The sequence below is a fragment of the Bradyrhizobium sp. Pa8 genome, assembly GCF_052588265.1.
Window position 1 is genome coordinate 2,891,406 of sequence record NZ_CP176767.1, and the last position, 12,150, is coordinate 2,903,555.

Here is a 12,150-nt window from a genome sequence, read left to right on the forward strand (position 1 = left end):
TTTCGGTTTTTTACACCGGCTAGACACTGGCGCGGCTATCGATTGATATTGCTCCGCTATTTCCACTACTGACTTTCCCACAAGGGGAAAAGGGAGTCCCGGAACGACGGTGCTTTGTTTACGGCTTCGGCGGGTGAATGAACGCCCAGGGGCTGACTTCCGAATCCCGCGTCACCTCGATCGAAATCAAATATGGCCCGTCATGGGCCAGCGCCTTTTCCATCGCCGCCGTGAACTGGTCCGGCGCGGTGACGCGCGCAGCAGCCACACCAAAGGACTCCGCGAGCTTGACGAAATCCGGATTGACCAGATCGGACGCCACCACGCGGCCGTTAAAGCGCTCACGCTGGTCGCGGCGCACATTGCCATAGGCGTTGTTGTTGAACACCAGCGTCACCACGCCGATGTTGAACTGTACGGCGGTGGCAAGCTCCTGAACGCCGAACATGAAGCCGCCGTCGCCGGTGATCGCCACCACCGGCTTGTCGGGGTTGGCGACCTTGGCGCCGAGCGCGGTCGGGAAGCCCGAGCCGAGCGTGCCCTGATAGCCTGACGTGATGAAGGTGCGCGGCTCGTAGATCGGGAAGCCGTACCAGGAGGCGAAGCCGAACTGCGACAATTCATCGGTGACGATCGCGTTCGCCGGCAGCACCTCGCGCAGGATGTTGAGATACGCCATCTGCGGCTGGATGCTCTGGATCTCTGCCAGCGCGGTCGCGGTGGCCTCGCGGATCGCGGCGCGGCGGCCGGCGGTCTTGCTGTAGCCGGCCTTGCTCACCGCTTCGATCAGATCGGCGGTCGCGGTCTTGGCATCGGCGACGATGGCGGTGTCGGAGATGAAGCGCCGCATCTCGACGGGATCGATGTCGATGCGGATGCTCTTCAACCCGTCCGGCCGATACGGCCAGCGTGACATCGTTGGCAGCTCCAGCCGCGAGCCGATGCCGATCATGAGATCGGTCTTCGGCCATAGCTTGTAGGCGGCAGCCATCGTGAGCCCCAGCTCGTGCGCGTTGGAGACGATGCCGCGCCCGCTGCGGAAGGCGACGACGGGTGCGTCGATCATCTCGGCGAGCTCGAGGATTTCGTCGCGCGCCTCGATCGCGCCGCTGCCGACAAAGATCATCGGCGCCTTGCTGCTCCTGATTACCGCGGCCGCCTGCGTGATCAAATCAGGATCGGGCAATGGCGCGGGCAGCGGCTCCAGCACCTTTGCGGCACAGGTGTCCGCGCGCTGGGTGAAGATATCCCAGGGCATCTCGACCGAGGCAGGGCCGCGCCGGCCGGACGTCATCTCCTGGAAGGCGCGCGACACGGTGGTCGGCGCGTTGCCGGGCGTTTCGATCCGATCCGCCCATTTCACATAGGTGCGCAAGGTGGCGAGCTGGTCCGGCATCTCGTGCAGATGGCCGCGGCCCTTGCCAAGAAACTGCGTCGGCACCTGGCCGGTGACGCACAGCACCGGCTCGTTGCAGCCGTAGGCGGTCAGCAGCGCCGCGCTGGCGTTGAGCACGCCGGGGCCGGGCACCACGCTGAACACGCCGGGCTTGCCGCTGGAGCGTGCGTAACCAAACGCCATGTAGCCGCAGGCCTGCTCGTGCCGCGCGCCGATTACGTTGAGCTTAGCCTGGTGGAAGGCGTCGAACAGGCCGTAGACCTGCGCGCCGGGCAAGCCGAACACGGTGTCGACGCCATGGGCGACAAGGCCGCTTACGATCGCTTCGCCGCCGGTGAGGGTGGTCATTGCACTATTCCATTTCGATTGTTGTTCAGGCTTCGTCGACGACGCCATTTCGTAGCATGCCGATGCCTTCGGCTTCGACCTCGATGACATCGCCGGGCTTCAGATAGCGCGGCGGATCGAACCGCGCACCGGCGCCGGTCGGCGTGCCCGTCACAATGATGTCACCGGGGACGAGCGTCGCGAAGGTCGAGATATAGCTGATGAGATAGCGGAACGGGAACATCAGCCGGCTGGTGCGGTCGTCCTGCCTGAGTTCGCCGTTGACATGCGTGGTGAGCCTGATGTCGGCGATCTGTGCTTCCCTGGTGTAGGGCACCAGCCACGGGCCGAGGCTTCCGCTGGAATCAAAGTTCTTGCCTTGCGTGACGTTGAACTTGGCATGGCGCAGCCAGTCGCGCACCGAGCCCTCGTTGCAGAGCGTGAGCGCCGCGACGTGGTCGAGCGCGGCACTTTCCGGAATGTGACGGCCCGCCTTGCCGATCACCAGCACGATCTCGCCTTCGTAGTCGAGCTGCGCTGATGCGCGCGGACGCACCAGCGGCGTGTCGTGGCCGACGAAGGAACGGGGCGAACGCATGAACATGCTCGGATATTTCGGTGCGTCCTGGCCGTCCTTGTACTCGGCATTGCGGTCGGGATAGTTGACGCCGATGCAGATGATCTTTTCCGGAGCGGGCACCGGCGGCAGCCAAATGATGTCGCCGAGCGCATGATCCGGCGCGCGGCCGGCGGCCTCCTCGGCAAGGCTCACGAGCTTTCCGGCCGCGATCACCTCGCACAGCGTCGGATAGTCCTTGGCGTAACGTGAGGAGAGATCGACGATACCTCCCTCCAGGACGGCGCCGTAGTGAGTTGAACCCTTGATCGAATATGTGGCGAGGCGAGGGAGCTTCATCGCTTAATCCGCCACCAGCACGTCGGCGACGAACTTCGGCTCGCGCACGGCTTGCCCGCTAAACGGCGAGCCCTGCTCGAACCACGAACGCGGCGCCGGCGCGCCCCACAGCGTCTGGCGGCGTGGATCGCGCAGCGACCAGCGCAGCGGCTCGTGGTCGTGATCGCCGGTGAAATAATCGCTGGTGTAGAGTTCGAGACGGTGCCCGTCGGGGTCGCGCACGTAGAGGAAGAACGCATTCGAGATGCCGTGGCGTCCCGGGCCGCGCTCGATGTTCTTGACGAAGCCTTGCGAGGCCATGACGTCGCAGAGATGGATGATGTTCATCGCCGTCGGCGTCCAGTAGGCGAAATGGTGCAGGCGAGGGCCCTTGCCGTTGGTGATGGCGAAATCGTGGACATTGCCCTTGCGTTGCATCCAGGCTGCGGCGATGCGGCCGTTCGGTCCGTCCTCCTCGGCATATTCGGTCAGACGGAAGCCGAGCCGCGCGTAGAACTCGACGGTGTCCTGCACCTCGGCGGCGAAGACATTGAAATGATCGAGCCGCTGCGGATGGCATCCCCTGTAGAGGTCGTAGCGGCGAAGCAGATGCGGCCGGCGGTCCATCGACGCGTAGAGCTCGATCTGGAAGCCGAAGGGATCGGTGAATTGCAGCGTGCGGCCCTGGAAGGGCTGGTCGACGAAGGCGTAAGAGAGACCGTTCTCCGAAAGGAAGGAGGCGGCCTTGTCGAGGTCTTTGTCATTGCCGACCTTGAAGCCGAGCCGGGCGCAGGCGGGTACTGCCGCCTTGCGCAACACCAGCGAGTGATGCTGGTGCTCCTCGGCTGCGCGCAAGTAGACGACCTTGTCGTCGGCATCCTCGACATGCAGGCCGACGGTGGTCTCGTAGAACGCGCGGCTGAGCTTCAGGTCGGTCACGTCGAGCACGACATGGCTGGAGCGGATGATGTTGAACGGCGGCTCGAAGATGTGTTGCGGTACGGGCATTGGCGTTTCCCTTTCTCGGCTCGTCACCCCGGGATGGCCCGAAGGGCCAGGCCCGGGATCCATAACCCCGGCTGGTGGATTTGGATTCCGGGCTCGACGCTTCGCGCCGCCCCGGAATGACACTGTCCCTAAATTCCCAATTTCTGAATCTTGTGCGTGCCCCGCGCCAGCGAGACGTGCTTGGTTTCCATGTAGAAGTCGAACGAGTAGTCGCCGCCGTCGCGGCCGATGCCTGAGGCCTTCATGCCGCCGAACGGCGTCGGCAGATGGCGGACGTTTTCCGAGTTCAGCCAGATCATGCCGGCCTCCAGCGCGTCGGCAACGCGCAGTGCGCGGCCAACGTCGTTGGTCCAGACATAGCCGGTCAGGCCGTAGCGGATGTCGTTGGCGATCTCGATCGCATCGGCTTCGTCACGGAAAGGCAGCACGGTGAGGAACGGACCGAACACCTCCTCCTGCGCCACGCGCATCTTGCCGTTCGCGCCGGTCACCAAGGTCGGCTCGACATAATGCCCGCCGCCCGGGCCGTCATAGGTCTTGCCGCCGACGGCGATCACAGCACCATCCTGCCGCGCGACGTCGAAATAGGAGCAGACTTTTGCGAGGTGCCGCTCGTGGATCAGCGGCCCGATCTCGGTGGCGGGATCGAGCGGATGGCCGACCTTGAGTGCCTTCACGCGCGCGGTCAGCTTCTCGATGAATGTCTCGGCAATGTCTTGCTGGATCAGCAGACGGCTCGACGACGTGCAGCGCTCGCCGTTGAGGGAGTAGATCATGAACACGACGGCATCGAGCGCGCGGTCGAGATCGGCGTCGTCGAACACGATCACCGGGTTCTTGCCGCCGAGCTCGAAATGCACGCGCTTCAAGGTCGGCGCGCCCTGGACCATGATCGCCGATCCCGTCGCGCTTTCGCCGACGAAGCCGATCGCCTTGATGGCGGGATGCTCGGTCAGGGCCTTGCCGGCCTCCTCGCCAAAACCGTGTACGGTGTTGAGCACGCCGTCGGGAACGCCGGCTTCCTTGACGAGCCTTGCCAGAATCGCGGCCGTCACCGGCGACCATTCGGCCGGCTTGTGCACGACGGTGCAGCCCGCGGCCAGCGCCGGTGCGATCTTCCAGGTCGAAAGCATGAACGGCGTGTTCCACGGCGTGATCACGCCGACCGGGCCGATCGGCACGCGGGTCGAGATATTCCAGTGCTCGTCGCTCGGCGTGTTCTGGCCATCGCGCGCCTCGGCGCATTTGTCGGCGAAGAAGCGAAAATTCTCGGCGGCGCGGATCGCGGCCTTGGCCATGAAGCGATAGGCCTGGCCGGTGTCGATGCATTCGAGCACGGCGATGTCGTCGGCATTGTCCTCGATCGCGTCGGCGACGCGGTGCAGCAGCTTCTTCCGCATCGCCGGCCCCATGTCGCGCCAGGACTTGAAGGCCAGCGCAGCGGCGGTGGCCGCGGCGTCGATGTCCTCGGCGGTGCCGCGGGCGACGCTTGCAAGCACGGCGCCATCGACCGGCGACTTCGTCTCGAATGTCTCACCGGAGATCGAGGGGACGATCTTGCCGTCGATCATGTGGCCGATGCCGTCGGCCCGCAGCTTCTTCAGCAGCGGTGCTGCGCGGTCGCGATTGGCCTGGAACACATCGGCTTTCGGCGTGGGCTTATCCATGGGCAGCCTCCACTTTCAGGGCGTCGTGGATGTTGTTGCGCTTCCAGCTGGTGTCCTTGTCGTTGATCTGCATGTCGAACGACAGGGCGAACTTGCTGGCGGCGAAGACGGGATCGAGATGTTTTGAAAGCGCCTGGAAGACGTGCTCGCCGGCTTTCTGGCGCGTGGGAAGGTCGCGGCCTTCGCCGATGCGCAGCACCATGTCGAGGAAGCCGTAGTCCTGCCGCGCGTCCGCGATCGCATAGCGCTCGCATCTAATGGCGCGGACGCGGATGCCGCCGAGTGGGAAGATGCCGGTCTCGACCGCCGCATTCCGCACCACCTCGCAGACCGCGCCGATGTCGAGGCGGCCGTCGAGATTGGCCGAATATTCGATGGTGAAATGCGGCATCGCGGTTTCACTCCCTGTTTTTTTGTTCGCCTAAGCGAAGTAGCAGCTCACCGAGCCGTAGGCGCCATAATCGGCCTGAATTGTGTCGCCCTTGCGGGTCTCGATCGGACGGATGAAGGAGCCGGCAAGCACGACCTGCCCGGGCTCCAGCGCAAGGCCGAGCGGCGCGATCTTGTTGGCGAGCCAGGCCACGGCGGTCGCTGGATGATTGAGCACGCCGGCGGCCAGGCCCGTTTCCTCGAGCTGGCCGTTCTTGAAGCAGAGCGCGCCGATCCAGCGCAGGTCGGCGTCCAGCGGGCGGATCGGCCGTCCGCCGAGCACGATGCCGGCATTCGCCGCGTTGTCGGCGATGGTGTCGAAGATTTTTCGCGTCGCCTTGGTGCTGGGGTCGACACGTTCGATGCGCGTGTCCAGGATCTCAAGCGCCGGCACGACGAAATCGGTGGCGTTGAGCACGTCGAACATCGTGCAGTCCGGCCCCGCGAGGCGCCTGCTCATGACGAAGGCGAGCTCGGCCTCGACGCGCGTGGCGATGAAGCGCCCGGTCGGGACGAGGCCGCCATCGGCAAAGAACATGTCGTCGAGCAGCACGCCGGAATCCGGCTCGTCGATATTGAGCGCGCTCTGCATCGCCTTCGAGGTCAAGCCGATCTTGTGGCCCTTGACGGTCCGGCCCTCCGCGAGCTTGAGGTCGACCCAGGCTTTCTGAATCGCGTAGGCGTCAGCGATGGTAATGCCTGGAAAATCCTGCGAGAGCTGCCGGATCTGGGTGCGGGTCTTCTCCGCCTGATGCAGACGGTTCGCACAAGCTTGGATATCGTCGTTGGAAAGCGCCATCTGTGATCTTACAAATCGTGGTGCCCGGAGATACTTAACATGTTAAGTGAATGCGTCAAACAGAATTTGGGCTTGCTGCACTGCAAACATTTTGCGGCTTGAAAGGGCGGCTTTGAAAGGACGACATGGCGAAGAGACCGGCTGATCCCGCGAACGGAAGTGAGCCCGCCGCACGGCAGGTGCCGATGCGCGACTTCTCGCGCTCGCTGCCGATGTCGCTGCTCAGGGCGCGTGAAGCGGTGATGCGGCAATTTCGTCCCAAGCTGCGCGAGCACGGCCTGACCGAGCAGCAATGGCGCATCCTCCGGGCACTGGCAGCCATCGAGGCCGCGGAGGTGACAGAGCTCGCGCGCACGGCCTTTCTCCTCGGCCCGAGCCTGTCGCGCATCCTGCGCGATCTCGAGGCGCGCAATCTGATCGAGCGTAAGACCGCGAAGGCGGACCAGCGCCGCAGCATGGTCTCGATCTCGAAAGAGGGCGTGAAGCTGATGGCCTTGGTGGCCCCATCCTCGGAAGCGATCTACGCCGAGATCACGCAACGCTTCGGCGCGCGCAAGCTCGCCGAGTTGCAGGAGATGCTCGGTCAGTTGGAATCGTGTCTCGCTTCCACGGACGCGAGCGACGTCACGGATGAAGCGTAACGGCAAATTTGCATGATCACTTTCCAACTACGCATGACTGTCATCATTGCATAACGCGTGGGCAGCGCGATCGTCGCGAAATGCGTGAAAATGCCGTGAGAAATCGCTGAGAATAGACAGCCGTCGCGGGTGTTGATCACTATTGGGTGCGCGCTGTGCGCAGTTAGTCGATGTTGGCGCAATATCAATTTACTCGTATCGGCAGAATTCGTAAGTAGCATCCGGTTCTGTATTCAGCGATAGAGCCAAGACATAGAGCCAAGACAAAGAAGGGCCGACAAGGATGCCCGGCCCCAGGGAGGAATGAATGAGACTGACGAGACGCGACTTCGCAGCCGGAATTGCTGCCGGCATTGCCGCGCCATACCTCATCAAGAGCGCGCATGCGCAAGGCGCCACCATCAAGATCGGCATGTGCGCGCCCGTCACCGGTCCCGCCGCTGAATCCGGTGGCTACGCCGTCAAGGGCGCCAGGCTCGCGCTCGAAGCCGTGAACAAGGCCGGCGGTATCCTGGGAAAACAGGGCGAATTGATCGTCGAGGACGACCAGACCACCAATCCCGGCATCGTGCTCGCATTCTCGAAACTCGCTGCGCAGTCCGACATCGTCGGGTTCCTTGGCTCGATTCGTTCGACCCAGGTCCATGCGATGGCGCCCGACGTCACCAAGCTCGGCAAGCCCGTGATGATCGGCGGTACCGATCCGAACCTCACCCATATGGGCAATCAGTGGCTGTTCCGCTGCCGTCCGAACGACAGCTATTCCGGCCGCGTGATCGCCGAATATGGCGTCACCACGCTGGCCAAGAAGAAATGGGCCGTGCTGCACTCGACCGATGCGTTCGGCACCGCGGGCGGCAAGGCGCTGACCGCCGCGCTCGAAAAGCTCGGCGCGCCGCCGGTGCTCGATCAAGGCTATGCCAACCAGAGCCAGGACTTCACCCCGGTCGTGCTCGCGATCAAGCAGTCCGGCGCCGACATCCTCGGTTCCTACTTCACCTTCGAGAACGATCTCGGCATCTTCGCCCGCCAGCTCCGTCAGCTCGGCGTCAACATCCCGTGGGTCGGCTCGCCCTCGATCGTCAACATCACGGCGCTGAAGCTTGCAGGTCCCGCGCTCTACAACACGTATGGCGTGGCGGACTATGCCGAGGATTCCAGCGAAGGCTCGAAGGCGTTCGGCAAGATCTACCGCGACGCGGTCAAGGTCGCGCCCGACAACCAGAGCTCCTGGACCTTCGACGCGATCAACGTGCTGGCGCAGGGCATCAACAAGGCCGGCACGACCGATCCGGCCAAGGTCCGCGAAGCCATCCTCGCGATCAAGAAGTTCCCGGGCGCCGAGGGCGAATACAATTTCGACCAGAACGGCGACGGTCTCCACGGCTACAACATCGTGAAGAACGACAAGGGCAAGATCGTCTTCGACAAGCACATCGAGTTCAACGACTGACGTTGAAGCGGCCTCCCTGATTCCGGTCGGGGAGGTCGAAACGTCTTTCATTGGACGAATCTGACCTCCAACAGAAGCTTGTCATGGATCTCGCCCTACAACTCCTTTTTACCGGCATCGGTATCGGCGCCGTCTACGCGCTCGTCGCGCTCGGCTTCGTGCTGATCTTCCGTGCCACCAATGTGGTGAATTTTGCCCAGGGCGAATTCTCCATGGTCGCGGCCTATCTGATGGTCGTCGCGGTCGAGGCCGGTCTGCCCTATTGGGCGGCCTTCATCGTCGCGCTGCTCGGCATGGCGCTGCTCGGAATCATCTTCAATCTCGGCGTCTATTATCCGCTGCGCCACCGCACCTATCTGCCCGTGATCATCGCCACTATCGGCGCCTCGATCCTGCTCGCCAATTCCGTGCTCGCGATTTACGGTCCGCAGCCGCAGGTGCTGGAAGGCTGGTTCGAGACGCCCGGCATTCAGGTCGGCCCGGTCTATCTCGACAGCCAGTATCTGCTGATCATCGGCGTCACGATCTGTCTCGTGATCTTCAATTTCTGGTTCTTCGAGAAGACGCTGCTCGGCAAGAAGCTGCAGGCGACCTCGCAGGACAAGGAAATGGCCTCGCTGCTCGGCATTTCCGTCTCCACCATGATCATGATCACCTTCATCTATTCGGCGGTGCTCGGCGGTCTTGCCGGCATCCTCGTCGCACCGGTGCTGTTCGTCTCGATCCAGATGGGCTCGACGATCGCGCTGAAGGCGTTCGCGGCCACCATCATCGGCGGCTTCGGCGACGTTGCCGGCGCCATCATCGGCGGGCTCTCGCTTGGGGTCATCGAAACCTTCGGTGCAGCCTATATCTCGGTGCCCTATAAGGACGGCTTCGCCTTCCTGGTGCTGATCGCCTTCCTGATCTTCCGGCCGCAGGGCATCTTCGGCGAACGCGTGGCGGAAAAGGCATGAGCGCTCCCAGCGACAACATGCCGATTCCGGCGCCCGCCATCCATTCGAAACCGCTCGTGATCCGGCACCTGCCGTACTTCATCGGCGCGGCGATCCTGGTCTGGCTCGCCGCGACCATGCGCTTCGACGGATACGTTCACAACATCCTGCTGCAGGCCACCACGTTCTCGATCGCGGTGTTCGGCCTCTCGGTCGTGCTCGGCCTGTGCGGCCAGATCAATCTGGCGCAGGCCGCGTTCTTCGGCCTCGGCGCCTATGCGGTCGGCATCGGCACGACGGACCTGCAGGTCAGCTTCTGGGTGTGCCTCGTCGGCGGCTGCCTGATCTCGCTGCTCGCCGGCGCGTTCCTGGGCATGTCCACGCTGCGGCTCGGCGGTCATTATCTTGCGATGGTGACGATCTCGTTCCAGCAGATCGTTACGCTGGTGATGATCAACGCGATCTGGCTGACGCGCGGCCCGGACGGCGTCCCCAACATCAAGCGGCCCGAGCTGTTCCAGTCGTCGCAGAGCTATCTCGCCTTCTGCGTCGCGATGCTGGCGATCGTCGGCTACCTGGTCTGGCATCTCGCGGATACAAAACTCGGCCGCGCCATGCGCGCGGTGCGCGACAACGAGCTTCTTGCGGCCGGCGTCAACGGCATCGACGTCTTCCGCACCAAGATCTACGCCTTCGCGCTCTGCGCGCTGCTCGGCGGGCTCGCGGGCGGATTGTTCGCCGGCGGCTTCGCCTATGTCAGCCCCGATCAGTTCTCCTTTGCGGAATCGATCGTGTTCCTGACCATGTCGCTGCTCGGCGGCGTGGCCTCGCCGATCGGTTCTGCCATCGGCACGGGGCTCTTGATCCTGATCCCGGAATGGCTGCGCTTCCTCAAGAGCGTGCCGGGCCTGTATCTCGCAATCTACGGCCTGTTCGTGATCCTGATCATCCGCTTCATGCCCGACGGCATCTGGGGCTTTGTCGCGGACGCCTTCACGCGCTGGCGCGCCAAGATCAAGGCGCCGCCGGCGGCGGCTGCCCTGCAATTGAAGCCGGCGACGATCGGCGGCGACACGGTGCTGGAAGTCACCGGCCTGTCGAAGCATTTCGGTGGCCTCAAGGCCGTCGACGGCGTCGACATCGCCGTTAAGCGCGGCGGCGTGCATGCGCTGATCGGTCCGAACGGCTCGGGCAAGACCACGACGCTCAATGTGCTCTCGGGTCTCTATGAAGCGACATCCGGCAGGATCGTGCTCGACGGCACCGACATCACCCACATGCCGCCGCATCAGCGCACGGCTTCCGGTCTCGGCCGCACGTTCCAGAACATTCGCCTGTTCCGTTCGATGACGGCGCTGGAGAATGTCGAGATCGGCGCCGAGCGGCCCGGCAACACCATGGTCGGGAAGGGCGACGACGCCCTGACCGAGCGGGCGATGGAGGCGCTGACCTTCGTCGGGCTCGGCAGCCGCGCCAACGAGCTGATCTCGAGCTTCTCCTACGGCCATCAGCGGCTGATCGAGATTGCCCGTGCGCTCGCGTCGAACCCGACGCTGCTGCTGCTCGACGAGCCCGCGGCCGGCCTCAACTCGACCGAGAAGCTGGAGCTACACGAGCTGCTCAAGCGCATCGCGGCGCAGGGCCTGACCATCCTGATCATCGATCACGACATGACGCTGGTCTCGGAAGCGGCCCAGCACATCACCGTGCTCAACTTCGGACGCCGTATCGCGGACGGCGAATCCCTGGCCGTGCTGCGTCATCCCGACGTCGTCTCCGCCTATCTCGGGAGCGAATGATGCCGTTGCTCGAAATCCGCAATCTGGTGGTGCGCTATGGCGAGATCGAAGCGCTGCGCGGGGTGACCTGCGCGGTGGAGCAGGGGCAGGTGGTGACGCTGCTCGGGGCCAACGGCGCCGGCAAGTCCACGACCTTGCGCGCCATCTCCGGCCTCGCCAAGCCGACCTCCGGCGACATCCTGTTCGACGGCAATTCGATCGGAGGTCTTGGTCCGGAAGCGATCGTCCGCATGGGCATCTCGCACGTGCCGGAAGGCCGCAGGGTATTCCCGGGTCTCACCGTGAAAGAGAACATCATGCTCGGCGCGTCCAATCGCCGGGCGCCGACCTCGGAGATATCGCGGGAGGCGGACGCGATGTTCGACCTGTTCCCCGACATCCGGAAGTTCACCAACGCGCTCGGCTGGACGCTGTCCGGCGGCCAGTTGCAGATGGTGGCGGTCGCGCGCGGCTTGATGGCCAAGCCGCGGCTGTTGTTGCTCGACGAGCCCTCCCTTGGTCTTGCGCCCGTCATCGTGCAGGCCGTGTTCAAGATCATCTCGGAGATCCGGCGCAACACGACGGTGCTGCTCGTCGAGCAGAATGCGCGCATGGGCCTGTCTGTGGCCGACTACGGCTATGTGCTCGAAACCGGCCGCATCGTGCTCGGCGGCAAGCCCGACGAGCTCTGGGGCAACGAAGCGATCCGCGCCGCCTATCTCGGCGGCCATGCCAAGGTGAGTGCTTAGGGCATGGTCCGGACCCGGAGGGCCGCGTTAGCGCAAAGTGTGCAGCGGTTTTTCGAGAAGATCATGCCCAAAC

At 63.9% G+C, this 12,150-nt stretch carries 11 protein-coding genes; 5 read left to right on the forward strand and 6 right to left on the reverse strand.

Features of this window, described 5'->3' with window-relative positions:
• Window positions 1–118 precede the first annotated feature (118 nt).
• The 6 genes from ACKWRH_RS13120 to hpaH all read right to left on the reverse strand — a co-directional run bounded on the left by ACKWRH_RS13120 (window position 119) and on the right by hpaH (window position 6,521).
• Window positions 119–1,744, reverse strand: coding sequence for a thiamine pyrophosphate-dependent enzyme (locus ACKWRH_RS13120; RefSeq protein WP_445220879.1), 1,626 nt, complete (start codon window positions 1,742–1,744; stop codon window positions 119–121).
• Window positions 1,745–1,769: 25 nt separating this feature from the next.
• Complete coding sequence (locus ACKWRH_RS13125) at window positions 1,770–2,639, reverse strand: fumarylacetoacetate hydrolase family protein (RefSeq protein ID WP_445220880.1); 870 nt, start codon at window positions 2,637–2,639, stop codon at window positions 1,770–1,772.
• A gap of 3 nt (window positions 2,640–2,642) precedes the next feature.
• Entirely contained in the window at window positions 2,643–3,626 is a 984-nt protein-coding gene (gene hpaD / locus ACKWRH_RS13130; RefSeq protein WP_445220881.1) for a 3,4-dihydroxyphenylacetate 2,3-dioxygenase, read from the reverse strand.
• Window positions 3,627–3,754: 128 nt separating this feature from the next.
• The gene (hpaE, locus tag ACKWRH_RS13135; protein ID WP_445220882.1) at window positions 3,755–5,293 is read right to left on the reverse strand and encodes a 5-carboxymethyl-2-hydroxymuconate semialdehyde dehydrogenase; all 1,539 of its coding nucleotides are present in this window, start codon (window positions 5,291–5,293) and stop codon (window positions 3,755–3,757) included.
• Window positions 5,286–5,684 carry a 5-carboxymethyl-2-hydroxymuconate Delta-isomerase gene (locus ACKWRH_RS13140; protein ID WP_445220883.1) on the reverse strand — a complete coding sequence of 133 codons (399 nt, stop codon included), beginning with the start codon at window positions 5,682–5,684 and terminating at the stop codon, window positions 5,286–5,288. Before ACKWRH_RS13140 ends, hpaE begins: the two co-directional genes overlap by 8 nt.
• 30 nt (window positions 5,685–5,714) lie before the next feature.
• Window positions 5,715–6,521 carry a 2-oxo-hept-4-ene-1,7-dioate hydratase gene (gene hpaH, locus ACKWRH_RS13145; RefSeq protein WP_445220884.1) on the reverse strand — a complete coding sequence of 269 codons (807 nt, stop codon included), beginning with the start codon at window positions 6,519–6,521 and terminating at the stop codon, window positions 5,715–5,717.
• A gap of 125 nt (window positions 6,522–6,646) precedes the next feature.
• Here hpaH and hpaR point away from each other — a divergent pair, with 125 nt between their 5' ends.
• The 5 genes from hpaR (at window position 6,647) to ACKWRH_RS13170 (ending at window position 12,077) form a co-directional block, all read left to right on the forward strand.
• Window positions 6,647–7,162, forward strand: a complete 516-nt coding sequence (gene hpaR / locus ACKWRH_RS13150; RefSeq protein WP_445220885.1) for a homoprotocatechuate degradation operon regulator HpaR — start codon at window positions 6,647–6,649, stop codon at window positions 7,160–7,162.
• Between the two features lie 307 nt (window positions 7,163–7,469).
• Window positions 7,470–8,615: an ABC transporter substrate-binding protein gene (locus ACKWRH_RS13155; RefSeq protein ID WP_445220886.1), complete on the forward strand. Its 1,146-nt coding sequence runs from the start codon at window positions 7,470–7,472 to the stop codon at window positions 8,613–8,615.
• A gap of 83 nt (window positions 8,616–8,698) precedes the next feature.
• The gene (locus ACKWRH_RS13160) at window positions 8,699–9,571 is read left to right on the forward strand and encodes a branched-chain amino acid ABC transporter permease (RefSeq protein WP_445220887.1); all 873 of its coding nucleotides are present in this window, start codon (window positions 8,699–8,701) and stop codon (window positions 9,569–9,571) included.
• Complete coding sequence (locus tag ACKWRH_RS13165; protein WP_445220888.1) at window positions 9,568–11,349, forward strand: branched-chain amino acid ABC transporter ATP-binding protein/permease; 1,782 nt, start codon at window positions 9,568–9,570, stop codon at window positions 11,347–11,349. The genes ACKWRH_RS13160 and ACKWRH_RS13165 overlap by 4 nt, the downstream gene beginning before the upstream one ends.
• Window positions 11,349–12,077: an ABC transporter ATP-binding protein gene (locus ACKWRH_RS13170; RefSeq protein ID WP_445220889.1), complete on the forward strand. Its 729-nt coding sequence runs from the start codon at window positions 11,349–11,351 to the stop codon at window positions 12,075–12,077. Before ACKWRH_RS13165 ends, ACKWRH_RS13170 begins: the two co-directional genes overlap by 1 nt.
• Window positions 12,078–12,150 lie beyond the last annotated feature (73 nt).